This window comes from Nocardiopsis sp. EMB25 (genome assembly GCF_026797795.1).
GTDB lineage: Bacteria > Actinomycetota > Actinomycetes > Streptosporangiales > Streptosporangiaceae > Nocardiopsis > Nocardiopsis lucentensis.
Map to the genome: position 1 here is coordinate 3,799,105 of NZ_JAMTDN010000001.1, position 24,505 is coordinate 3,823,609.

18 protein-coding genes are annotated in these 24,505 nt (G+C 70.6%); 11 read left to right on the forward strand and 7 right to left on the reverse strand.

Translation table 11 applies throughout. The features are described 5' to 3' along the window. Positions 1–71 precede the first annotated feature (71 nt). Positions 72–1,514 carry a PucR family transcriptional regulator gene (locus tag KIK06_RS16400; protein WP_268643888.1) on the reverse strand — a complete coding sequence of 481 codons (1,443 nt, stop codon included), beginning with the start codon at positions 1,512–1,514 and terminating at the stop codon, positions 72–74. Positions 1,515–1,669: 155 nt separating this feature from the next. Here KIK06_RS16400 and gabT point away from each other — a divergent pair, with 155 nt between their 5' ends. Continuing rightward, the gene (gene gabT, locus KIK06_RS16405; protein WP_268643890.1) at positions 1,670–3,007 is read left to right on the forward strand and encodes a 4-aminobutyrate--2-oxoglutarate transaminase; all 1,338 of its coding nucleotides are present in this window, start codon (positions 1,670–1,672) and stop codon (positions 3,005–3,007) included. Positions 3,008–3,347: 340 nt separating this feature from the next. On the opposite strand, the gene KIK06_RS16410 is transcribed toward gabT, so the two are convergent. Beyond that, positions 3,348–3,836: an Lrp/AsnC family transcriptional regulator gene (locus KIK06_RS16410; RefSeq protein WP_017596730.1), complete on the reverse strand. Its 489-nt coding sequence runs from the start codon at positions 3,834–3,836 to the stop codon at positions 3,348–3,350. Positions 3,837–3,990: 154 nt separating this feature from the next. Then, positions 3,991–5,595 (reverse strand): PucR family transcriptional regulator, encoded by a 1,605-nt coding sequence (locus tag KIK06_RS16415; RefSeq protein ID WP_268643893.1) that lies wholly within the window; start codon positions 5,593–5,595, stop codon positions 3,991–3,993. A gap of 183 nt (positions 5,596–5,778) precedes the next feature. Between KIK06_RS16415 and KIK06_RS16420 the strand changes: the two genes are divergently transcribed. Together KIK06_RS16420 and KIK06_RS16425 are read left to right on the forward strand one after the other, a co-directional pair. Further along, the gene (locus tag KIK06_RS16420) at positions 5,779–7,065 is read left to right on the forward strand and encodes an aspartate aminotransferase family protein (RefSeq protein WP_026127259.1); all 1,287 of its coding nucleotides are present in this window, start codon (positions 5,779–5,781) and stop codon (positions 7,063–7,065) included. A 451-nt stretch (positions 7,066–7,516) separates the two neighbouring features. After that, the gene (locus KIK06_RS16425; RefSeq protein WP_268643894.1) at positions 7,517–9,025 is read left to right on the forward strand and encodes a CoA-acylating methylmalonate-semialdehyde dehydrogenase; all 1,509 of its coding nucleotides are present in this window, start codon (positions 7,517–7,519) and stop codon (positions 9,023–9,025) included. Between the two features lie 756 nt (positions 9,026–9,781). Here the strand turns inward: KIK06_RS16425 and KIK06_RS16435 are convergent. Continuing rightward, on the reverse strand, positions 9,782–10,609 hold the full coding sequence (locus tag KIK06_RS16435) for a carbon-nitrogen hydrolase family protein (RefSeq protein WP_268643896.1): 828 nt from the start codon (positions 10,607–10,609) through the stop codon (positions 9,782–9,784). 185 nt (positions 10,610–10,794) lie between these two features. Here KIK06_RS16435 and KIK06_RS16440 point away from each other — a divergent pair, with 185 nt between their 5' ends. Genes KIK06_RS16440 through KIK06_RS16450 form a run of 3 tightly spaced genes read left to right on the forward strand, consistent with a single transcriptional unit; the run spans position 10,795 to position 14,042 of the window. Next, positions 10,795–11,475 carry a TetR/AcrR family transcriptional regulator gene (locus tag KIK06_RS16440; RefSeq protein ID WP_268643898.1) on the forward strand — a complete coding sequence of 227 codons (681 nt, stop codon included), beginning with the start codon at positions 10,795–10,797 and terminating at the stop codon, positions 11,473–11,475. A gap of 48 nt (positions 11,476–11,523) precedes the next feature. Further along, positions 11,524–12,447, forward strand: coding sequence for an ABC transporter ATP-binding protein (locus tag KIK06_RS16445; protein WP_017596736.1), 924 nt, complete (start codon positions 11,524–11,526; stop codon positions 12,445–12,447). After that, positions 12,444–14,042, forward strand: a complete 1,599-nt coding sequence (locus KIK06_RS16450; RefSeq protein WP_268643900.1) for an ABC transporter permease — start codon at positions 12,444–12,446, stop codon at positions 14,040–14,042. Before KIK06_RS16445 ends, KIK06_RS16450 begins: the two co-directional genes overlap by 4 nt. 73 nt (positions 14,043–14,115) lie before the next feature. On the opposite strand, the gene KIK06_RS16455 is transcribed toward KIK06_RS16450, so the two are convergent. Continuing rightward, positions 14,116–14,595 (reverse strand): hypothetical protein, encoded by a 480-nt coding sequence (locus tag KIK06_RS16455; RefSeq protein WP_017596738.1) that lies wholly within the window; start codon positions 14,593–14,595, stop codon positions 14,116–14,118. A 19-nt stretch (positions 14,596–14,614) separates the two neighbouring features. Next, positions 14,615–15,712 (reverse strand): 23S rRNA (adenine(2503)-C(2))-methyltransferase RlmN, encoded by a 1,098-nt coding sequence (rlmN, locus tag KIK06_RS16460; protein WP_017596739.1) that lies wholly within the window; start codon positions 15,710–15,712, stop codon positions 14,615–14,617. Between the two features lie 203 nt (positions 15,713–15,915). On the opposite strand from rlmN, the gene KIK06_RS16465 reads away from it, so the two are divergent. From KIK06_RS16465 to KIK06_RS16475, 3 genes are all read left to right on the forward strand, one after another. Continuing rightward, positions 15,916–17,019 carry a suppressor of fused domain protein gene (locus KIK06_RS16465; protein WP_268643902.1) on the forward strand — a complete coding sequence of 368 codons (1,104 nt, stop codon included), beginning with the start codon at positions 15,916–15,918 and terminating at the stop codon, positions 17,017–17,019. A 126-nt stretch (positions 17,020–17,145) separates the two neighbouring features. After that, a complete protein-coding gene (locus KIK06_RS16470; RefSeq protein ID WP_268643904.1) occupies positions 17,146–18,312 on the forward strand; it encodes an undecaprenyl-diphosphate phosphatase in 1,167 nt (388 codons plus the stop codon). 139 nt (positions 18,313–18,451) lie between these two features. Then, positions 18,452–19,714 (forward strand): MFS transporter, encoded by a 1,263-nt coding sequence (locus KIK06_RS16475; RefSeq protein ID WP_268643906.1) that lies wholly within the window; start codon positions 18,452–18,454, stop codon positions 19,712–19,714. Between the two features lie 26 nt (positions 19,715–19,740). Here the strand turns inward: KIK06_RS16475 and KIK06_RS16480 are convergent, their stop codons facing one another. Further along, positions 19,741–20,115, reverse strand: coding sequence for a BlaI/MecI/CopY family transcriptional regulator (locus KIK06_RS16480; RefSeq protein WP_026127262.1), 375 nt, complete (start codon positions 20,113–20,115; stop codon positions 19,741–19,743). 547 nt (positions 20,116–20,662) lie between these two features. On the opposite strand from KIK06_RS16480, the gene KIK06_RS16485 reads away from it, so the two are divergent. After that, complete coding sequence (locus KIK06_RS16485) at positions 20,663–24,295, forward strand: multifunctional oxoglutarate decarboxylase/oxoglutarate dehydrogenase thiamine pyrophosphate-binding subunit/dihydrolipoyllysine-residue succinyltransferase subunit (protein ID WP_040687659.1); 3,633 nt, start codon at positions 20,663–20,665, stop codon at positions 24,293–24,295. A gap of 15 nt (positions 24,296–24,310) precedes the next feature. Next, on the forward strand, positions 24,311–24,490 hold the full coding sequence (locus KIK06_RS16490) for a DUF6104 family protein (RefSeq protein WP_017596745.1): 180 nt from the start codon (positions 24,311–24,313) through the stop codon (positions 24,488–24,490). Positions 24,491–24,505 lie beyond the last annotated feature (15 nt).

The window sequence follows — 24,505 nt, forward strand, 5'->3', positions numbered from 1 at the left end:
AGTGCTCGCCGTGCGTGTCCGCTCCAGGGTCCGCGGCGCGGCGGCGGAGCGGAGGCCCAGAGAGAACACGACTACCCGATCCCGAGCACGCGCAGTGCGACCCACAGCTCCGCCCGGTAGTCGGGATCGTCGAGGTCCCCGGGCAGCAGGTCCCGGATACGGGTCATCCGGTAGCGGAGGGTGTGCCGGTGGACGCCCAGGGACTCGGCCGCGGCGTCCCAGCGCCCCGCGCTGGCCAGGTAGGCGCGCAGTGAGGACAGGAGTTCGGCGCCCGTGCGCTGGCCTGTGAGCGGCGCGAGGAGGTCCTCGGCCATGCGCGCCCCCACGGGGGTCTCCGCCAGGCCGAGCAGGCCCCCGGGCAGGTCGCCCGCGCGCACCACCCCGCCGTCCCCCTCCCGGGCGACGCTGCGCGCGCGCTCGGCCTCGGCCAGACCGGTGTCCAGGTCGGCGTAGGCGACGGGCTCGCTCACCCCGGCCGGGCCGTCCAGCACCTCGCGGATCACGGCGCCCGAGGTCCCGGCACCGGCCAGCAGCAGGGCGCGGCCCCCGTGCTCGGCGACGAGGACGCCCTCGGGCGGGTGGGACGCCCCGGCGGCGTCGCCCACGCCCACCACCACCGGCTCGTTCGGCAGCATCGCCCGCAGCGGGGCGGAACCGTCGTGGCGGGGGTCGAGCGCCCCGGTCAGCAACGCCACGAGGACGCCCTCCCCCGCCTGCGCGGAGGAACCCCGGCCGCTGCGTTCCAGTTCGAGCGAGAGCAGGGAGACCGCGGCGTTGACCAGGGTGCGGTCGTCCGATCCCAGGGGGCCGCCGGTCCCCACGGCGAGGTAACCGCGCACGCGCCGCCCCGTGGCCAGGGGCTGGACGGACACCCGCTCGCCCGACGACTCCACGGAGGCGCTGGCGCGCACGCCCGCCTCCCGCAGCCGTGGCAGTTCGCCCGCGATCACGCCCGCGTGCCGCGCCGCGCTGGCGGGCGCCGCGTGCCTGACGGCGCCGTCGTCGCCCAGCAGCAGCACCCGGCCGTCGAGATCGCGGGCGAGGCGGTCGACGATCTCCGGCGCTCCGGACAGCGCCGCCCGGGTGAGCTCGCGCTGCGCCGCGAAGGCCCGGGTGAGCCCCTCGTACTCCTCCTTGGCCAGCAGCCGCGAGACCTCCTTGCCCACCGCGATGAACGGCGTCTCCCGCGCCACCTCGACCAGCGGGACCCCGAGCTCGGCGGCGGCCTCGCGCAGGGGTCGGGGGGTCTCGTCCAGGACGACGCCCACCCCGAACCCGAGCCCGGCCACCCGCCGCTCGGCCAGTCGGCGCACGTAGTCGTGGTGGTCGGGGTCGCTGTCCGCCCAGCGCACTCCGGTGGTCAGGACGAGTTCGCCCCCGGCCAGGTAGGGGGTGGGGTCGGTGAGTTCGCTGACCGCGACCCACGCGACCCTCCGGTCCAACTGGTCCTCGCCGTTGAGCAGACGCAGCCGCAGACGCGGTGTCCGCAGCAGGGCGCCCAGGGTCGGGGGCATCCGCTCTCCCTCCGTACGACGTGTCTCGCGCCGCATTGGCGCAGGTCCCTGGATCAATTATCCACTGTGTCCATGTCTGCCCCGTTCCGCGCCGCCTAAGGTCATGGCAGTCGGATCGACTCCCTCACCCGAGCCCGTTCACAGGAGGCAGCCGCATGGCCACGTCCGAGGTCGTCCAGTCACGCCGGATCGTCACGGAGATCCCCGGCCCGAAGAGCCGCGCGATCCAGGAGCGCCGTTCGGCGGCGGTCGCCCAGGGCGTCGGCAGCGTGCTGCCGGTCTACGTCGAGCGCGCGGGTGGCGGGATCGTCGAGGACATCGACGGCAACGCCCTGATCGACTTCGGTTCCGGCATCGCGGTGACCAACGTCGGCAACGCCGACCCGCGCGTCGTCGAGCGCGCCGCCGAGCAGCTCGGCCGGTTCACCCACACGTGTTTCATGGTCAACCCGTACGAGGCCTACGTGGACGTGTGCGAGGCCCTGAACCGCGTCACCCCGGGCGACCACGAGAAGCGTTCGATCCTGCTCAACTCCGGCGCCGAGGCGGTGGAGAACGCGGTCAAGATCGCCCGCAGCGCCACCGGCCGCCAGGCCGTCGTCGTCTTCGACCACGCCTACCACGGCCGCACCAACCTCACCATGGGCCTGACCGCCAAGAACATGCCCTACAAGCAGGGCTTCGGGCCGTTCGCGAGCGAGATCTACCGCGTGCCGATGGCCTACCCCTACCGCTGGGCGACCGGTGCCGAGAACTGCGGCCCCGAGGCCGCCCGGGCCGCCATCGACCAGATCACCAAGCAGATCGGCCCGGAGAACGTCGCCGCCGTGGTGATCGAGCCGATCCAGGGTGAGGGCGGCTTCATCGAGCCGGGCGCCGGGTTCCTGCCCGCGGTCGTGGACTTCTGCCGCGCCAACGGCATCGTGTTCGTCGCCGACGAGGTCCAGACCGGCTTCGCCCGCACCGGCGACATGTTCGCCTGCGACCACGAGGGGATCGTCCCCGACCTCATCACCACCGCCAAGGGCATCGCGGGCGGCCTGCCGCTGGCCGCCGTGACCGGCCGCGCCGAGCTGATGGACGCCGTCCACGGCGGCGGCCTGGGCGGCACCTACGGCGGCAACCCGGCCGCGTGCGCCGCCGCGCTGGCCGCCCTGGAGGCCATCGAGTCCGACGGCCTGGTCGAGCGCGCCCGCCGGATCGGTGAGCTCATGCTGGGCCGCCTGCGTGAGCTGGCCGCCAAGTACGACATCATCGGCGACGTGCGCGGCCGCGGCGCGATGGTCGCGATCGAACTGGTCAAGGACGCGGACAAGACGCCCAACCCGGAGGCTCTGGGCAAGGTGCTGTCCCACGCGCACAAGCAGGGCCTGATCCTGCTGAGCGCGGGGACCTACGGCAACGTCATCCGCATGCTGCCGCCGCTGGTCATCTCCGACGAGCTGCTGAACGAGGGGCTGGACATCCTCGACGAGGCCTTCGCCCGGCTCTGACCCGAACCACCTTGGCGAACATCGCCCGATCACGGCCTCTCGCGACGAGCTACTGGTATGCCCGCGTCCTCCGTGATCTCGCCAAGGCACGGCCCCGTCCGCGCGTCCTCGTTGGGCGCGGGCGGGGCCGCACTAGGCTCCGCCTCCCCCGGCTCCTTGCCCGCGCGGGGGCTCACCGCGCCGCAGGCGTCGTTTGAGGGTGGTGGAGGGTGACGAAGCGGGCGATACCGCGCCGCAGGCGTCGTTTGAGGGTGGTGGAGGGTGACGAAGCGGGCGATACCGCGCCGCAGGCGTCGTTTGAGGGTGGTGGAGGGTGACGGGCGGGCGGGGCCGCACTCCGCTAACGCGTACCCCAGGCGTAGGTCTGCTTGCGGAGCTTGAGGTAGAGGAAGGTCTCCGTGGTGTCCACCGTGTCGATGGCGCGGATGTCCGCCAGGATCTCCAGGAGCCGGGGGTCGTCCTCGGCGACGACCTCCACCAGCAGGTCGAACGAGCCCGCGGTGATCACCACGTACTCCACGCCCGGGATGTCGGAGATGGCGTCGGCCGCCGTGTTCAGGTCACCGATCGTGCGGACGCCGATCATCGCCTGGCGGCTGAACCCCAGCATCATCGGGTCGGTCACACCCACCACCTGGACGACCCCTGCTTCCAGGAGCCGTTGGACGCGCTGGCGCACGGCCGCCTCGGACAGGCCCACGAGTTTGCCGATGGACGCGTAGGACCGCCGACCGTCCTCCTGGAGGAGTTCGATGATGCGCTTGGCCGTGTCGTCGAGAACGATGCCGTTGTTCCTGCGTGCGGGACCGGAGTCCGCCTGGTGGGTCACATGATCCTCCGCTTGCGTCCGCAAGAATCCGATGAATTCTGGCCTGTGGACTTTTGGAATTCGCCGCTGCATCAGCCACCAACGACGGATTCCACATTACTGCACGGTTGTTTCCCGAAGGTGACCGAGCCATGGAACCCTGCGTCGTCGCAGATCAGCGGTCATCGCGCATCGAGTCCAGGGACAACAGGGCCACGTGCAGTGACAGACAGGTCTCCACGGATTCCAGGTCGGCGTCGAGGGTGTTGGAGATGCGCCGAAGCCGTTCGTAGAAGGCGGGCCTGGACAGGTGGGCCCGAGTGGCGGCGAGCGCCTTGTTGCGCCCCGCTCCCAGGTAGCAGCGGAGCATGTCGGTGAGGTCGTCGCCGTGGCGCGCGTCATGGTCGAGCAGCGGCCCGAGTTCGCGCTCGACGTAGGTCTGGAGGCGCTCGTCGTCGCGGAACAGGTGCAGCAGTCCGCGCAGGTGCAGGTCGGGGAGCCGGTAGAAGGGACGCTGGTCGTTGCGGCGGACGGCCACGTCGCCGACCTGCCGAGCCTCCAGGAAGGACCGGCGCACCTCGCGGATGCCGTCCGCCGACGAACCCACGGCCAGCACGGCGGTGTCCCCGATCGCGCTGCGCACCCGGTCGGCGAGCATGTGCAGGGTCGGCTCCAGCCGCTGTTTGCCCGACAGCGGCAGCAGGATGCCCACGCGCAGGTCGTCGAGCGAGCCCACGAGTGCGGGCAGGCGCAGCTCGCGGCAGGCGCGCGCGGCGCCCTCCGCGGTGTCGGACAGCCGGGCCTGCCCCGCCAGCCCCGTCCCGCTCTCACGCAGCCGTAGGACCAGCCCGACCAGTTCGCGCCCCTTGAGCGGCACGCCGACCGCCCGCGCCCGGACCAGTGCCTCCTCCGGGTCGGAGTAGGCGCGGTCGATGATGCCGGAGATGATCGTGCGGTGCGTCTGGCGCTCCAGGCTCTCCTGGTGGCGTTCCAGCAGCCGGCCGAGTGCCAGGGTGGTGGCGGCGCGTTCGATGAGCATGCTCTGACGCCCGGTCGGGGTCGCGCCGGCGATGAGGATCAGACGCCCCCAGTCCTGGCCGCGCGCGCCGACGGTGGTGACCAGCCAGCCGGTGGTGGGGGCGTGGACGGTGTGGCTGCCCGAGCGGATCGCGCGTGAGCGGCTCTCCCACGAGGTGAGCAGCGTGCCGGGGTCCTCCCCGTTGAGGTCGCAGGCCAGGACCTGGTGGGTGAGGTTCTCCAGGACCACCGGACAGCCGGACAGCTGGGCGACCTCGTGCAGGATCTGGGCGGTGTCGGCGCCCTCCACCGACAGCTGGGTGAAGACCGAGTGCAGCTTCTCCGACTCGCGCAGCTCCTCCAGCTGCTCGTTCACCACGCGGATGTGCACGGCCTCGGTGATCTCGACGAACCGCGCCTCGCGGTCGAGCAGGACGACGGGCACCCCCGCGTCGCGCGCGGCGTCCAGGAAGGCGGGCGGGAGCTCGGCGTGGTACTTGCGGCCGAGCTCGACCGCGATCCCGCTGACCCCGGCGTTGGCGAGGTCGTCGATGTAGCGCCGCAGGGCGTCGGGGTCGTCGGGCATGGCGATACCCGTGCTGAGCACCAGCTCGCCACCGCGCAACAGGTGGGCCAGGTCGGTGACCTCGGCGATGTGGACCCAGCGCACGGGGACGTCCAGACGGTCGGAGCCGACCACGACGCGCGGGCGGGCACGTTGGAGGGCGGGCAGCTGGAGGACCTCGGCGAGAGTGGGAAGCACCCTCCCATACTAGGACGCACTGTCAGGTCCCGGGCCCTGACTCCTTACATCCTGAATCACCCTCCGGCCACCTGACCACCGCAACCGCGTCCTCCGCTGTTCTTTACATCTCGTAAAGCCGACCGCCATGTTGTCAACATGGTGATCCTGGTCATCAGCTGGGGGCGGGGCGAGACTGGGGTCATGTCGGAACTTCTCTCGCGCCACCGCGCGGTCATGCCCTCCTGGCTGCCCCTGTACTACGAGACCCCGCTGGAGATCGTCAGCGGTAAGGGGTCACGCGTCACGGACGCCGAGGGCCGCACCTACCTGGACTTCTTCACCGGCATCGTGACCAACATGATCGGCTACGACGTGGCCGAGGTCCGCGAGGCCGTGGAGCGTCAGATCGCCAAGGGGGTCGTGCACACCTCCACCCTCTACCTCATCAGAGGCCAGGTCGAGCTGGCCGAGAAGATCGCCCGGCTGTCCGGAATCCCCGACGCCAAGGTCTTCTTCACCAACTCCGGGACCGAGGCCAACGAGACCGCCCTGCTCCTGGCCACCTACGCGCGCGGCAGCGACGAGGTCCTCGCCATGCGCGGCAGCTACCACGGCCGCTCGTTCGGCACGGTGGCGGTGACCGGCAACCGGGGTTGGAAGAACTCCTCCCTGTCCCCGCTCAACGTCCACTACCTGCACGGCACCGACCGCGCCGCCCCGGCCTTCCGGGGCATGACGGAGAAGGAGTACATCACCGCCTGCGTCGCCGACCTGCGCGACGTGCTGGACACCACCGCGCCCAACGTCGCGTGTCTGATCGCCGAACCGATCCAGGGCGTGGGCGGCTTCGCGATGCCGCCGGACGGCCTGTACGCCGCCTACAAGGAGGTCCTCGACGAGCACGGAATCCTGTTCGTCGCCGACGAGGTCCAGACCGGGTGGGGCCGTACCGGTACGAGCTTCTTCGGGATCGGCAACCACGGGGTCACCCCGGACGCGATGACCTTCGCCAAGGGGCTGGGCAACGGCTTCGCGGTCGGCGGCGTCGTGGCGCGCGGCGACCTGATGGACCGACTGCACGCGCTGGGCGTGGCCACGTTCGGCGGCAACCCGGTGTCGATGGCGGCGGCGGGGGCGACCCTCGACTACGTGCTGGAGCACGACCTCCAGGGCAACGCGCTGCGCCAGGGCGGGCTGATCGTCGACGGTCTGCGCCCGCTGACCGACCTGCCCAGCGTCAGCGACGTGCGCGGCAAGGGCCTGATGTTCGCCGTGGAGATGGTCGACCCGAACACGGGCGCCCCGTCCTCGGAGCTGGCCGGCCGGGTCCTGGAGGCCACGCGTGAGCGCGGACTGCTGGTCGGCAAGGGCGGCGTGCACGGCAACGTGCTGCGGATGGCCCCGCCCCTGACCCTGTCCGCCGAGGAGGCCGCCGAGGGCCGCGACCTGCTCGTGGACGCGGTGCGCGAGGTCGACGCTCGGGCCTGAGGTGCGCGAGGGGCGTACGGGGTTCTGCAGGAGGAGCCGAGCCGCCGGCGAGGAACGAGCCAGGCGAGGGCGACGACGAAGAACTCCGTTCTCCACGCCCCGAGCCCCGTGCGAACTTGTGAGCACGCATGAGCACAGAGGGGCGTACGGGGTCCCGCGGGACGAGGCGAGCCGCGGGCGAGGAACGAGCCAGGCGGGGGCGACAGGAGAACCGCGCCGCAGGCGTCCGTTGAGGGCGGTGGAGGACGACGGGCGGGCAGAACCCCGTTCTCCACACCCCGAGCCCCGGCCGAGCCCGCGAGGCCGCGCGAGCAGGGCGGCGGAGGCGGGGCAGCACAAGGTGGGCGGCTAGTGAGCGCCCCCTTGTTAATAAGCAAACACGGTGTGCGGCGGGTGCGCCAGTCCGGACTGGCCGCCTGTGGACAACCGGTATCCGACGAAGAGGAAACGCATGAGCGAGAACGTCACCCACTGGATCGGCGGAGCCCGTCACCAGGGTCCCGCGGAGCGTCGCGCGGACGTGTACAACCCGGCGACCGGGAAGGTGTCCGGCACGGTCGACCTGGCCGGTCAGGCCGAGATCGACGCCGCCGTGCGCTCGGCGAGGGAGGCTTTCCCCGGCTGGCGCGACACGTCGCTGTCCAAGCGGGTTCAGGTCCTGTTCCGCTTCCGTGAGCTGCTGCGCGCCAACAGCGACCGTCTCGCCGAGGTGATCAGCGCCGAGCACGGCAAGGTCGTCTCCGACGCCAAGGGAGAGGTGGCGCGCGGCCTGGAGGTCGTCGACTTCGCCTGCGGCATCCCGCACCTGCTCAAGGGCGGCTACTCCGAGAACGTGTCCACGGGCGTGGACTCCTACTCCATCCTCCAGCCGCTGGGCGTGGTCGCCGGGATCACCCCGTTCAACTTCCCGGCGATGGTCCCGATGTGGATGTTCCCGGTCGCGATCGCCTGCGGCAACACCTTCGTGCTCAAGCCCAGCGAGAAGGACCCGTCGGCGTCCCTGCTGATCGCCGAGCTGTGGGCCGAGGCAGGGCTGCCCGACGGGGTGTTCAACGTGCTCCAGGGCGACAAGGTCGCGGTGGACGGCCTGCTGGAGCACCCGGACGTGGCGGCGGTCAGCTTCGTGGGTTCGACCCCGATCGCCCAGTACATCTACGGCCGGGCGGCTGAGAACGGCAAGCGCGTGCAGGCGCTGGGCGGCGCGAAGAACCACATGGTCGTGCTGCCCGACGCCGACCTGGACCTGGCCGCCGACTCGGCGGTCTCGGCCGGGTTCGGCTCGGCCGGTGAGCGCTGCATGGCCATCTCCGCGGTCGCGGTCGTGGACTCGGTCGCCGACGAGCTGATCGCGCGGATCCGCGAGCGGGTCGAACGCCTGCGTGTGGGCCCGGGCGACGACGACCGCAGCGAGATGGGGCCGCTGGTCACCCGCGAGCACCGGGACAAGGTGGCCTCCTACCTGGAGTCGGGTGTCGAGCAGGGCGCGACCCTGGCCATCGACGGCCGCGTGCACCCGGTCCTGGGCGGGGAGTCCGACGGGTTCTGGCTCGGACCGTCGCTGCTGGACCACGTCTCCCCGGAGATGGACTGCTACCGCGACGAGATCTTCGGTCCGGTGCTGAGCGTGGTGCGGGTGTCGGACTACGACGAGGCGGTCCGGCTGATCAACGACAACCGGTACGGCAACGGCACCGCGATCTTCACCAACGACGGCGGCGCGGCGCGCAGGTTCCAGAACGAGATCCAGGTCGGCATGGTCGGCATCAACGTGCCGATTCCGGTGCCGATGGCCTACTACTCGTTCGGCGGGTGGAAGCAGTCGCTGTTCGGCGACTCGCACGCGCACGGCACGGAGGGTGTGCACTTCTACACCCGGACCAAGGCGGTCACCGCTCGTTGGATCGACCCGGGCAAGCGTCCCGAGGGCGGCGTCAACCTGGGCTTCCCCACGAACGGTTAGGATGCCCTAACGGGAATTCGGGACGGATCTCTCTTACTGACGGTCGATCGCGGGCAACACGGAGTATCGTTGGTGGCGGCCACTCCTCACCGGGAGTGGCCGGCGGAGGAGACCACGGAGACCATCCTGGAAGGACGCGCTCAATTCCCCTCCTCCCCATGGAAGCGGGCGCGTCAGCGGAAGCGCTCCGGGTCCGACTCTCCCCCTGGACCCGGAGCGCGACCGTGTCCGTCGGGCTCCCGAACGGCCGCCCCCGGACTCCTGCCTCGCTAACGGGCGGCGTACACCGGTCGGCCGGAGGCCGCACCGGGCCCCGCTCCGACGAGGTCCGCGCACTCACGGCATCCGAACACGTGGCATCCGTCCGGCAGCTGCCCGAGGACCCGACGGGGTCGGGGCCACTGGGTGTGGCAAACAGCGCAGGCGTCCCCCATACGCTGGTCCCCAGTCAGCGCCTCCGGGTCGTAGAGGTAGGTTTCCGACGTGTCGTCAGGCCGTGCACCCGTCGCACATACAGTGCTCGTTCCGCGCAATGTCCTTGCTCCCCCCGTGGTTTAGGACAGTCTGGCGGGCCGATAGTTACCGGCTCTTTATCGAATCAGAGGCTCCCGGCACTGGGAAGTGTCCGGACCGATCCAAATCACTCCGTGCACGGAAATCATAACCCTACGTAACGAACCCTGGGAAGACCCCAGTTCGGAGACGTGGAATCATCTGATTTGCCCGATGCCTACTGAGTAGTAGGGGTACGGGGCCTCAGTCCAGGTCGCGCGGTGTGACCGCGAAACGGCGCAGGGACAGGGCCGGATTGATACTCCGCACCTCTTCGACCCGCGCGGCCGAAACCTCCGCGGAGGCGACCGCGAAGCGCTGCTCCCCCAACGCGACGGTCGGCGTGCCCATCGGGTCGACCACCATGCTGCCGCCCGCCCCCGACGGCGCCGCCTGTCCGGCCGCCGCGACGTAGACGGTGTTCTCGATCGCCCGCGCCCGGGCCAGCGTGCGCCAGTGGTCCTCCTTCAGAGGGCCCGGAACCCACTGGGCCGCCAGCAGCACCACATGCGCCCCCGCGTCGGCGATGCGCCGCGTCACCTCTGGAAACCGCAGGTCGTAGCAGGTCTGGATACCGAAGACCACGCCGTCGACGGTGAAGGTCTCCGGCTCCTCGATCGGCCCGGGGCGGACCACGTCCGACTCACGGACACCGAACGCGTCGTAGAGATGGATCTTGCGGTAGAGAGCGCGCCGCCCACCGTCCGGACCGAGCACGACGAGCGTGTTGATGAAGTGGGTGGCCTCACCCGCCTCGTTCTCCCCGACAGTCGCCTCATTGACCCCCAGCACCAGGTGCACGCCCTCCGAGCGGGCCGTGTCGGCGGCGGCGGAGAGGAAGGGACCGTCCAGGGATTCGGCGGACTTCACGTACCGGTGGTCGGTCCGCGACGCGGTGAACATCGCGTACTCGGGCAGCAGGACGACCTCGGCACCCTCGGCCGCGCCCCGGGCCGCCAGTTCGGCGACCGAGCGCGCGTTCTCCGCCTTGTCCTGGCCCGGCGCGAACTGGGCGACCGCGATCCGCACCATGGGTGCCTCCCTCCTCGACGCCGGAGCGTCTGGGGCGCCCCGGACCGTGCCCCGCAGTCTACGGGGACGGAGAGGTGCTCAGTCGGGTGCTCGGCCAGCGGACGGACCGCCGCCCCGCCGTCAGAGCATCCGAGGAGGAGAAGGGTGACTAAACATCTTGCCAGCATGCTGAACATGTGTTTAGCATGATGAACATGAATTCAATTTCAGGGAAGCCCCCCGACCGCTCGGAGGACCTCACCGCACGCGCGCGTATCCGCGACGCCGCCGTCGACTGCTTCGGACAGCGGGGATTCGACGTCCCGGTCCGCGAGATCGCCGAGCGCGCCGGGGTCTCCCCCGCCCTCGTCATGCACCACTTCGGCACCAAGGCCAAGCTGCGCGTCGCCTGCGAAGAACACGTCATGCGCATCATCCGCGAGGTCAAGACCGAGTCGATCACCACCAAGGACCAGACGACCGTCCTGCACCACCTCGCCGAGGCCGAGGAGTTCGCCCCGTACATGGCCTTCCTCTTCCGGTGCCTCCAGGCGGGAGGGGACCTGGCCCGCACGCTGTACGAGCACATGGCCGCCGACATCGAGGCCTACCTCGACGCCGGGGTGAAGGCGGGCACCGTCCGCCCGAGCAGGGACCCCGAGGCCAGGGCCCGGTGGCTCGCCGCGACCGGCGGCGGGTCACTGCTGATGCTCGTCACGCTGCGCCACCCCGGACCCGACGTCGACTTCCGCAGGGTCATCCGCGAATGGTCGGAGGAGTTCACCCTCCCGGCCCTGGAGCTCTACACCGAGGGTCTGCTCGCCGACCGGTCGATGCTCGACGCCTACCTCCTGTACGTGAGCGACCCGCCGGAGGACTCGTCCTGAATCCCCGGAACCCACGTTCACGATCACCACCCACCAGGAGGGACACCCATGTCATCCCCCGCCATCGACGTGCGCGGACTCCAGAAGTCCTTCGGGAGCCTCAAGGCCCTCGACGGCCTCGACCTCACCGTCCAGCCCGGCCAGGTAGCCGGGTTCCTCGGCCCCAACGGCGCCGGGAAGTCCACCACCATCCGCGTCCTGCTCGGTCTGCTCCGGGCCGACGGCGGCACCGCCCGACTGCTCGGCGGTGACCCCTGGCGGGACGCCGTCGACCTGCACCGCCGCCTGGCCTACGTGCCCGGGGACGTGGCGCTGTGGCCCAACCTCACCGGCGGCCAGGCCATCGACCTGCTCGGACGGCTGCACGGCTCGGTCGACCCGGTCCGCAGGCGCGACCTGCTCGGCCGGTTCGAACTCGACCCCTCCAAGAAGGCGCGCACCTACTCCAAGGGCAACCGGCAAAAGGTCGCCCTCGTCGCCGCCCTGGCCTCCGACGCCGAACTCCTCATCCTCGACGAGCCCACCTCCGGCCTCGACCCGCTCATGGAGTCGGTCTTCACCGACTGCGTCCGCGAGGTCAGCGCCCAGGGCCGTTCGGTCCTGCTGTCCAGCCACATCCTGGCCGAGGTCGAAAAGCTCTGCGACACCGTGACCATCATCCGCAAGGGCCGGACCGTCGAGTCCGGGACCCTCGACGAGATGCGCCACCTGACCCGCTCCACGGTCCGCGCCACCACCGACGGTGACGCCAGCGCGCTCGCCGGCCTCCCCGGCGTGCACGACCTGTCCGTCGACGGCGGCAGCGTCACCTTCGACGTCGACAACGACCGGATGGACCAGACCCTCCGTGCCCTGACCGAGCTCGGCGTCCGCTCGCTCGTCAGCAACCCGCCCTCCCTGGAGGAGCTGTTCATGCGCCACTACGGCGACGAGCTGGCCGCCCTCAACGGCGAGGGGAGGAGCGCGGCATGAGCACGTTCACCGGGACCGGACACCTGGTCCGGTTCATCCTGCGCCGCGACCGGGTGCGGATGGCGGTCTGGACGGCCTCCCTGGTCGGCCTGCTCGCCATGACCGTACCGACCTTGGCGGAGATGTTCGCCGAACCCGCACAGAGGATGGCGCGCGCCGCCGTCATGGAGACGCCGACCGGCATCGTCTTCGGCGGCCCGGGATACGGGCTGGACGAGTACCGGCTCGGCTCGATGGTCGCCAACGAGATGACCCAGACCCTGGTGGTCGCGCTGGCGGTCATGAGCGTCCTGCACGTGGTCCGCCACACGCGGGCCGAGGAGGAGAGCGGGCGCGCCGAACTGCTGCGCGCCAACGTGCTCGGCCCCAGCGCCCAGATGACCGCCGCACTCGCCACCAACGCCCTGGTCTGCGGTGTCATCGGAGGGCTCCTGACACTGGTCATGGTGGCCAACGGCCTGGCCGTGGCCGACTCGGCGGCCTTCGGCGGGGGCGTCGCGCTGGCCGGGGTCACCTTCGGCGCGGTCACCGCCGTGTGCGCCCAGGTGTCCGAGCACGCGCGCGGCGCCAGCGGGTTGGCCTTCCTCGCCGTGGGCGTGCTGTTCATGTTCCGCGTCGTCGGCGACATCGCCGAGCGCGGCGGCAGCGCCCCGTCGTGGTTCTCGCCCTTCGCCTGGGCGCAGCAGACCCGGATGTTCGACGACCTGCGCTGGTGGCCGCTGGCGCTCTACCCGTTGGTCATCGCGGCACTGTTCGCGGTCGCCTACTCCCTGGCGGGCCGCCGCGACCTGGCGGCGGGACTGGTCGCCGCGCGGCCGGGACCGGCCGGGGCGGGCCCGCTGCTCAACGGGGTGTTCGCCCTGCACCTGCGCCAGCAGCGCGTGTCGATCATCGTGTGGACGGTGGCCGTGGCGCTGTTCGCGCTGTCCTTCGGCACGCTCATCTCCGAGATCGACGTGATGATCGAGCAGAACCCCGAACTCCTGGGGCGCATGGGCCTGGACGCGGAGAACATGGCCAACGGGTTCCTCGGCATGCTCATCCTCTACGTCGTGATGGCCGCGGTCGCCTTCGCCGTCCTCTCCGTCCTGCGCACGCGGGCCGAGGAGAACACCGGACGCGCCGAGCTGACCCTGGCGGCCGCCGTGGGCCGGATCCGATGGATGGGCTCGGCTGTCCTGGTCAGCGCGCTGGCGTCGGCCCTGATCCTGCTCCTGGGCGGGCTGGCGATGGGGGTCGGCGCGGGGCTGGTGACCGAGGACCCCGACTGGATCCGCTCGGTGGCCGAGGCGGGCGCCGCCCAGCTGCCGGTGGTGCTGCTGTTCGTCGGGCTGGCCACCCTGCTCGTGGGGATCGCGCCGCGCCTGGTCGGGCTGGTGTGGGCCTGGTACGGCTACGGGCTGGTCGTGACCGTCTTCGGTCTGCTCATGGACCTGCCCGAGTGGATGCTGGACGCCGGACCGTTCCAGATCCTGTCGCAGCTCCCGGTGGAGGAGTTCGACGCGGTGCCCTTCCTCGCCGTCCTGGCCGCGGCCGGGGCCGCCACGGCGGCGGGCCTGGTCGGCTTCCGCCGCCGCGACCTGGTCAGCACCTGAGCGGGCCGCGCCCGCGGGCGCTCGCCCGCGGGCGCGGTTCCGGACGCCCGGCCCGCGACGGCCGGCCCCGGTGTCACCCCGGCAGGAACGACATCGCCCAGGCGGGCGCGAACACCACCACGAGGAAACGCGCGGTCCGAGTAACCCACGTGACCAGGAAGAACACCATGACGTTCTGCCGCACGACCCCTGCCAGGACCGACACCACGACGAACGGCGGGACACTCGCGAACGAGCTGAGCGCGACCAGCCCGACCCCCCACACCGGCTGTTCCTGCGCCCTGTCCCTCCAGCGCGCCGCCCGCTCGGTCCAGCGCCCCGGGGTGGCGGCCCTGCGGCGCAGCCACGGTAGGGAGATACTGCCCCGGCCCACGTAGTAGTAGGGCAGTTTGCCCAGGGCCTGCCCCAACCCGGCGGCGGCCGCCATCGCCGCGAGGGTGGGGGCGCCGCCGTCGGTCAGGGCGACGGCGCCCACCAGGTACACCTCGATGTTGATGACCGGGACCAGGCCGGAGAGGGCGGAGACCGCGAAGGCCAGCAGGGTCTCGGTCACGGGGCTCTGTCCCGGCGGCTCAGCGCTCGGCCGCGGCGAGCTGCCCGCAGGCGCCGTCGATCTCCTGGCCGCGCGTGTCGCGAACGGTGACCGACACCCCGTGCGACTGGAGCCGCCGGACGAACTCGCGCTCGTCCTCCGGGCGCGAGGCCGTCCACTTGGAGCCGGGAGTGGGGTTGAGCGGGATGAGGTTGACGTGCACCAGGTGGCCCTTGAGCAGCTCGCCGAGCAGGTCGGCCCGCCAGGCCTGGTCGTTGATGTCCTTGATCAGCGCGTACTCGATCGACACCCGGCGACCGGTGGTCCCGGCGTACCGCCACGCGGCGTCCAGGACCTCCTGGACCTTCCAGCGGGTGTTGATCGGCACCAGCTCGTCGCGCAGCTCGTCGTCGGGCGCGTGCAGGGAGATCGCCAGGCGCACCTGCATCCTCTCGGCGATGAGCTTGTCGATGGCGGGCACCAGCCCGACCGTGGACACCGTGACGCCGCGCTGGGAGATACCCAGTCCATTCGGCACCGGGTCGGTGATCCGGCGGACCGTCTGGAGCACCCGCTTGTAGTTGGCCATGGGCTCGCCCATGCCCATGAAGACGATGTTGCTGATCCGGCCCGGCCCCCCGGCGACCTCGCCGCGCGCCAGGTCGCGGGCGCTGGCCACCACCTGGTCGACGATCTCGCCCGTGGACAGGTTGCGGGTGAGCCCCGCCTGCCCGGTGGCGCAGAACGGGCAGTTCATCCCGCACCCGGCCTGGGAGGAGATGCACAGGGTGACGCGGTCCGGGTAGCGCATGAGCACCGACTCGAACATCACCCCGTCGAAGGCCTTCCACAGGGTCTTGCGGGTCATCCCGTTGTCGCAGGTGATGTGCCGGACCGGTGTGAGCAGGGTCGGCAGCAGCGCCTCCCCCAGCCTCTCCCTGGAGGCCTCGGGAAGGTCGGTCATCGCCGAGGTGTCCGACTCCAGGTGGCCGAAGTAGTGCTTGGCGAGCTGCTTGGCGCGGAAGGGCTTCTCCCCCAGGCCCGACACGACCTCGGCCCGCTCCTCGGGGCTGAGGTCGGCGAGGTGCCGCGGCGGCTGGGCGCGGCGGGGGGCGACGAAGGTGAGCTCGGCGGGCATAGGTATCCGTAAGGGAGTGGCGACGGTGGTCTGGGCCCGGCTCGGGGACGGCGCGGAGTCGGTCGTTATACGACTTATACGCGGTTGCGCTGCGGCTCCGCCCGTCAGGGCACTACCGTCGATTCTACGCACTGTCCGGACGGGCCGGGCTGGTCCGGCGCCGGACGCGGGTGACAACACGGGTACGGCACGCGGGAGGGCCGGTGACAGGGATCGACGTCCTGCTCGACGAGGTCAGCCCCTACCAGAGCCGCCGTGTCGTCGTCGAGTGCGACTCCCGCACCACGGCCGCCTACCTCCTCGACGCGCGCGGTCGCATCCGTGTCCCCGTCTGGCTGGCCAACCACGACGTCGCCCCCGTGGTGAGCGAGGAGGGCGGCCTGTTCGAGGGCCGCGCCCCGCTGATGCCCGAGGCCTACACCAAGCACCCGCAGGGACGACCGCGGTTCGACCCCGCGCACCTGCGCGCCGTGTGGTTCGAGGAGGGGGACGGGGTCGCCCTGATCGACGAGGAGGGGCTGCTCGCGGTGATCCCCGGTTGGGCCGAGGCCGACAGCGGGCTCCCCGGTTACGCGCGTGAGGCGATCGGACGCAGCGCCTTCGCCTGGGACCTGGACTCGGTGCGTGACCAGCTGTGGCCGCGGGTGGTGCACGCCGAGGCCTACTGGGACTGGCGACGGGCGGCGGGCGCGTGGCGGAGTGTGCAGCGCACGGTGCTCAGCCACCTGAACCGTCGGGTCGGAGAGCCCGGACACTACTGGGACGTGTCCGACGGCCACCCGCCGCTGCTACGGCTCTCGGAGCGGCCGCCCGGCGCCGAACGCCCGTTCACGGTGTTGTCCACCGTGGGCATGTGCGGGCAGCGCATGCCCACGCTGGACCGGTACATGGCCAACACCTCCCAGCACGCCCGGGTGGAACTGGCACTGGCCACGACGATGCCCGCGCACCGGGCCGCGCGGATCTTCCGGTGGATCGGCGCGTTCCCGTGGCGGGCGGTGACGTGGTTCGGGACGGGGCACACGGTCAAGTGGCTGGACAACCCCGAGGACCGGGCGATGCGCGGCGACGCGGGGGCGGTGCTGCTGCTGGAGGATCCGTCCGATCTGGTCACACGGACCGACCATCGACCACCGGACACCTCGGGGCTCACCTTCCAGGGCGATCCGGTCCGGTGGCTGTGGATCGTGCCGATCACCCGGCCGGAGCACCTGTTCGCCAAGGAGCACGACAGCGCGACGCTCGTGGAGAAACTCGCCGCCGAGGGGCGCAGCTGGGTGCTGGGGCCGTCTCCCTCCCGCCCGTGACGCGCTCGGGGCGCAACTCTGGATAGGCTGCCCAGGTCACCCCTTCCAGATATCGCCACGGCCCTTCCGCCGTGCGTGCCCCGGCTGCCTCCCGCCGAGGGCTTCCACCACGGAGCGACCACCGACATGTCCCTGCTCGAAGCGATCATCCTTGGCCTGGTCCAAGGGCTGACGGAATTCCTGCCGATCTCCTCCAGCGGCCACCTGCGCGTGGTGTCGGCGCTCTTCGGCTGGCCCGACCCCGGAGCCGCCTTCACCGCGGTCAGCCAGCTCGGTACGGAACTGGCCGTACTGATCTACTTCCGGCGAAGGATCTGGGCGATCCTGTCGACGTGGACCAGGTCGCTGTTCGTCCGTGAACTGCGTGGCGACATCAACGCCCGGATGGGTTGGTACGTCATCCTGGGCTCCATCCCCATCGTGGTCCTGGGCCTGCTCCTGGAGGAGCAGATCGACAGTGTGTTCCGTGACCTGCGCCTGGTCGCGCTGAACCTGATCATCTTCGGCGTCTTCCTCGGCCTCGCCGACAAGTACACGCGCAAGCACCGGGGGTTGGCGGACCTCACCGTCTCCCGGGGTCTGACCTTCGGTCTCTTCCAGGCGCTGGCGTTGATCCCGGGCGTCTCCCGCTCCGGCGGCACGCTCACGGGCGGGATGCTGCTCGGCTTCAACCGCAAGGACGCGGCGGAGTACTCCTTCCTGCTGGCGCTGCCCGCGGTCTTCGGCGCGGGCCTGTACAAGCTCACCGACATCGGCGGCGACGAGTACGCCGGCTGGGGCGCGACCCTCGTGGGCACGGTCATCGCGGGCGTCGTCGGCTTCGTCGTCATCGCCTGGCTGATGAGGTTCATCTCCACCCACAGCTTCATGCCGTTCGTCTACTACCGCGTGGGCCTGGGCATCCTCATCCTGGCCCTGGTGAGCTGGGGCCAGCTCGACCCGGAGGGCGGCGCGGAGTCGCAGCTCGGCCAGAGCGAGGTCATCGCCGAGGAGCAGGACACCGGGGACCGGGAGGAGCCCGAGCCCGAGGAGGACCCCTCGCCCGAGCCCGGCGCCGAGCCGGGGGCCACCTCCGAACCCTCCGCCGGCCCCTCGGCCGAGCCGACGGCGACCCCGGAGGTCGACCCGGTGACCGGTTGGGAGATCGACCCCGACTCGGGTCTGCTCCGCAACCCCGGGACCGGTCTGCTGCACGACCCCGACCTGGGGATGGACGTCGACTACGACCCCGCCACCGGGCTGGCCACCAATCCGATCACCGGCGAGACCTACGACCCCCGGACGGGCGGGTGAGCGCACCCGCCTGACCCGGTGAGCGACCCCGGCCGACCCGTCGACTCTCTGCCGACCGCAGAAACCGGTGGACGCCCCGCCTCCCGTCCTGTCATCGTGCTCCGGCAAGGGCCGGGCGAGACGGGACGTGAGGCGCGACGTGACGGAAAGGGACGACACCGTCCCGCGGACACCCGCGGGACGGCACACCGGGACGGGCGTGCTCTCCCCACTACGGCACCCGGCGTTCCGGGCCCTGGCGCTCGGCCGCTCCCTGATGTACCTGGGCAACGGGATGGCCTCGGTGGCGTTGGCCTTCGCCGTGCTGGACACGACCGGTTCCCTGGTGAACGTGGGCCTGGTGGTGGGCGCCAGGTCGGTGGCCAATGTGTGCCTGCTGCTCCTGGGCGGGGTGATCGCCGACCGGCTCCCCCGGTCCCTGGTGCTGCGCGGCGGCTGCGCGCTCGCGGCCGCCAGTCAGGGCGTCCTGGCCCTGACACTGCTCACCGGCGCCGCGTCCCTTCCCCTCATGATCGGCCTGAGCCTGGTCAACGGCGCTGCGGCCGCCGCCAACCTGCCCGCCGCCGCGGCGCTGACCCCGCAGACCGTCCCGGCCGGGCTGCTGCGCCCGGCCAACGCGATGCTGCGGGTCGGCACGCACACGGGCATGTTCGCCGGAGCGGCCCTGGGTGGCGCGGTCGTGGGCCTGATGGGGGCCGGATGGGCGATCGCCGCGGACGCCGTGCTGTTCACCCTGGCCGGAGTGGCCTTCCTGTTCCTGCGGCTGCCCGGCGGAGCGCTCCACGCCGCCGGGGAGGGCTCGAACGTCCTGCGCGATCTGCGCGACGGGTGGAGCGAGTTCATCGCCCGCCCGTGGGTGTGGATCATCGTGCTGCAGTTCATGGTGGTGAACGCGGGCTGGTCGGCGACGACCTCCGTCCTCGGCCCGGCGATCGCCGACGCGACCTTCGGGCGCACCCTGTGGGGGGTACTGATGGCGGTCAACAGCGCCGGACTGCTGCTCGGCGGGGTGTTGGCGGCCCGGTGGCAGCCCCGGCGGGCCCTGCTGTACGGGACGGCTCTGATCCTGGTGCAGACGGTGCCGCTGTTCGCGCTGGCCGGACCCACACCGCTGCCCCTGCTCTTCGCCGCGATGTTCGTGGCGGGCGTCGCCGTGGAGCAGTTCAGCGTGGCGTGGGAGGTCTCGGTCCAGGAGAACGTCCCCCAGCAGAAGCTGTCACGCGTGTACTCCTACGACGCCCTGGGGTCGTTCGTGGCGATGCCCGTGGGTCAGATCGCGATCGGCCCGCTGGCGGAACGGATCGGCGCGGAGTCGTCGATCGCGCTGATGGCCGGTCTGACGGTGGCCGCGACCCTGGCGGCGATCGCGTCCGGGAGCGTGCGGAACCTGCGCCGCCGCTGACCGGGGACACGGGGCGGCGACACGGGTCAGCTGGCGATGCCGCGGCGGCCGCGGGCCTGGTCGAGCAGCCGGTGGAACCGGGCCATGTCCTCGTCGCTGAACCGCTCCACGAAGCTGAGCAGGGTCGCGCCCGGATCCGGCCCCTCGTTGAGCACCTCGTCCATGACGCGTGCGGTGTACTCGGCGTGCGTCTCGCGCGGCCAGTACACCCAGGCGCGCCCGGCCTTCTCCCGGTCCAGCAGCCCCTTGTGGAAGAGGATGTTGGCGACGGTCATGACGGTCGTGTAGGCGATCTCCCGGTCATAGACCATGGTCTCGCGGACATGGCGCACGGACAGCGGCTCCTCGGACCGCCACAGCGCGTCCATGATGGCTGCTTCGAGTTCCCCGAGCCCCCTCACGGAGCCCCACCCCCTGCCGTGTGTCCCCAGTTCGTATCGAGATCGTAGGCGTGGGAACGGCTCTCGCGTGGGGAAACGCCGGAGAGCGCACAGATCCGTACACCCGCGGCGGGTACGACCGGCGTTTCGCGACCCGAAGCGGCCCCCGGGGCGTGGAAGCAGCCGCCCGACGCCTCCGGACCGTGGTCGCCACGGGAAGCGTGTGACACGCCACATCTGACATGGCCGGACTCGGTCAGTTCACCTGCACCCTGAAATCCCTACAAATCAACACATTCACGACATATTAATCACCCTCCGCTCGTGTATCACCACGAAGAGACAACGGGACTGTGAAAGATTGTTAGCTATCTCCTAGTTTCAACAACGCCCGCGTTCCCCGCTTGGAGGGCGGTACAAGTAGCCTGGGACCAGGACGAGTGCTGGCCAGGTCAGATACTCCCCGGACCACGGGGACTACCCATGTGTTCATTGAGCCCGCCTTGCCAGCAGCCACCCGTCTTCATACACATTCACTAGCGAGCTGCGGAAGTGGGCGATCTCCGCCGTGTCGTCTGAGGCGTCTCAACCCCTGACAGATTTCGGCCCCAACGAGTGGTTGGTCGAGGACCTCTATCAGAAGTACTTGACCGACCCCAACTCCGTTGACAAGGCCTGGTGGAACTTCTTCGCGGACTACAAGCCCGCGGACTCCGGCGCGAAGGGCGGAGGAGCCACCAAGCCCGCCAAGGCCCAGAAGAGCAAGGCCCCCGCGGCCCCCGAGGCCCCCGCGCCGAAGAAGGCCACCAAGGCCACCGAACCCAAGAGCGACGATGCGCTCCAGGTCAAGCAGGAGCGTCTGCGCGGCGCACCCGCGCGGACCGCGACCAACATGGAGTCGAGTCTGGCGCTGCCGACCGCGACCAGCGTGCGCGCGGTCCCGGTCAAGCTCCTGTTCGACAACCGCATCGTCATCAACAACCATCTCCGCCGCGGGCGCGGGGGGAAGGTCTCCTTCACCCACCTCATCGGCTTCGCCATGGTCAAGGCGCTCAAGTCGATGCCGGAGATGAACCACTCCTACGTCGAGGTCGACGGCAAGCCGGGTGTGGCCAAGCCCGAGCACGTCAACTTCGGCCTGGCCATCGACCTCCCCAAGCCCGACGGCTCCCGCCAGCTCGTCGTGCCCTCCATCAAGGGCGCCGACGAGATGGACTTCACCGAGTTCTGGGGCGGTTACGAGGACCTGGTCCGCAAGGCCCGCAACAACAAGCTGGGCGTGTCCGACTTCCAGGGCACCACGATCAGCCTGACCAACCCGGGCGGCATCGGCACCGTGCACTCCGTGCCGCGCCTGATGCCCGGCCAGGGCACCATCCTCGGCGTGGGCGCCATGGAGTACCCGGCCGAGTTCCAGGGCGCCTCCCAGGACACCCTGAGCGAGCTGGGCATCAGCAAGGTCATGACGCTGACGTCCACCTACGACCACCGCATCATCCAGGGCGCGCAGTCCGGTGAGTTCCTGAAGCGGATCCACCAGCTCCTGCTGGGCGAGGACGGTTTCTACGACGAGATCTTCCACTCCCTGCGCATCCCCTACGAGCCGGTGCGCTGGGTCCAGGACATCCACGTCAACACGGCCACCCAGCTCGACAAGACCACCCGGGTCCAGGAGCTCATCCACGCCTACCGCGTGCGCGGCCACCTGATGGCGGACACCAACCCGCTCGACCACGACGTGCGCCGCCACCCCGACCTGGACGTCCTCCAGCACGGGCTGACCCTGTGGGACTTGGACCGCTCCTTCCCCACCGGGGGCTTCGGCGGCAAGCAGGTCATGAAGCTCCGCGACGTGCTGGGCGTGCTGCGCGACACCTACTGCCGCACGGTGGGTATCGAGTACATGCACATCCAGAGCCCGGAGGAGCGGGAGTGGATCCAGGCGCACGTCGAGCGTGAGCACGAGAAGCTCGACCGCGACGAGCAGCTGCGCATCCTGCACCGGCTCAACAGCGCCGAGGCCTTCGAGACCTTCCTGCAGACCAAGTACGTCGGTCAGAAGCGCTTCTCCCTGGAGGGCGGCGAGTCGCTGATCCCGCTCCTGGACGGCGTGATCTCCAAGGCCGCCAAGGCCGAACTCGACGAGGCCGTCATCGGCATGGCCCACCGCGGCCGCCTCAACGTCCTCGCCAACATCTGCGGCAAGTCCTACGGGCAGATCTTCGGTGAGTTCGAGGGCAACCTGGACCCGCGCAGCGCGCACGGTTCGGGTGACGTCAAGTACCACCTGGGCACCGAAGGCGTCTTCGAGACCCCCGACGGCGACAAGATCCAGATCTCGCTGGCCGCCAACCCCTCCCACCTGGAGACGGTCGACCCGGTCGCCGAGGGCATCGTCCGCGCCAAGCAGGACCTCCTCAACAAGGGTCCGCACGGCTTCACGGTGCTGCCGATCCTCATCCACGGTGACGCGGCGTTCGCCGGTCAGGGCGTGGTCGCCGAGACCCTGAACCTGTCCCAGCTGCGCGGCTACCGCACCGGCGGCACGGTGCACGTCATCGTGAACAACCAGGTGGGCTTCACCACCTCGCCGTCGGACAGCCGCTCCAGCGTGTACGCCACCGACGTGGCGCGGATGGTGCAGGCGCCGATCTTCCACGTCAACGGGGACGACCCCGAGGCCGTGGTCCGGGTCGCGCACCTGGCCTTCGCCTACCGGCAGGCGTTCAACAAGGACGTCGTCATCGACATGGTGTGCTACCGGCGCCGCGGGCACAACGAGGGCGACAACCCCGCGTTCACCCAGCCGCTGATGTACGACGTCATCGACGCCAGGCGCTCCACCCGCAAGCTGTACACCGAGGCCCTGATCGGCCGCGGCGACATCACGGTGGAGGAGGCGGAGTCGGCCCTGCGCGACTACCAGAACGAGCTGGAGCGCGCCTTCACCGAGACCCGCGAGGTCGAGAAGAAGCCGATCGAGCCCGGTTCCGTGGTCAAGCCCGAGGTGTTCACCGAACGCCGTCTGGACCACTCCGTGGTCGAGACCGCGATCAGCACCGAGACGGTCAAGCGGGTCATCGACACGCAGGTCAACCTGCCCGAGGAGTTCACGGCGCACCCGCGGCTGGCGCCGCAGATCGCCCGCCGGGCGCAGGCGGTCGAGTCCGACTCGATCGACTGGGCGACCGGTGAGCTACTGGCCTTCGGGTCGCTGCTGCTGGACGACCACACCGTCCGCCTCATCGGCCAGGACAGCCGTCGCGGCACCTTCGGCCAGCGGCACGCGACGCTGATGGACCGCGACACGGGTGAGTCGTACACGCCGCTCAAGCAGTTCGACAACGGCACCACCCGCTTCCACGTGCACGACTCGCTGCTGAGCGAGTACGCGGCGCTGGGCTTCGAGTATGGCTACTCGCTGACCCGCCCGGACGCGCTGGTCATGTGGGAGGCGCAGTTCGGTGACTTCGTCAACGGCGCCCAGACCGTCATCGACGAGTACATCAGCGCGGGCGAGCAGAAGTGGGGCCAGCGCTCCAGCGTCACCATGCTGCTGCCGCACGGCTACGAGGGCCAGGGGCCGGACCACTCCTCCGCCCGCATCGAACGCTTCCTCCAGCTGTGCGCGCAGGAGAACATGACGGTCGCCATGCCGAGCACCCCGGCGAGCTACTTCCACCTGCTGCGTTGGCAGGCGAAGTCGCCGCTGGAGCGCCCGCTGGTGATCTTCACGCCGAAGTCGCTGCTGCGCCTGAAGGCCGCCACGTCGGCCGCCGAGGACTTCACCTCGGGCCACTTCCGGCCTCTGGTCGGGGACGACAGCATCGCTCCGGAGAAGGTCCGCCGCGTGGTGATCTGCTCGGGCAAGATCTACTACGACCTGGACGCGGCCCGTCGCAAGAGCGGCGACAAGCACACCGCGATCATCCGCGCGGAGCGGCTCTACCCGCTGCCGATCGAGGAGATCCGGGAACAGCTCAAGTCCTTCCCGAACGCGGGCGAGGTCCTGTGGGTCCAGGAGGAGCCCGCGAACATGGGCCCGTGGCCGTTCGTGGCGCTGGTCTTCTCCGAGCAGCTCGACCGTCCGTTCACCCGGATCTCGCGTCCGGCCTCCTCGGCTCCGGCCGCGGGTTCGGCCAAGCGGCACGAGGCGGAGCAGCGTGCCCTGGTGGACACGGTGTTCCCGCCCGCGGACTAGAACTGGCGGGGCGTCGTGTACTACACCGATCGCGGAATCGAGGAGTTGGAGAACCGCCGCGGCGGCGAGGAGGTCAGTTTCGCCTGGCTCGCCGAGCAGCTGAGGGCGTTCACCGACATCAACCCCGAGTTCGAGACGCCCGTCGACCGCCTGGCCACCTGGCTGGCCCGGCTGGACGACGAGGACGACGAGTAGGGCCGTAGCGAACGC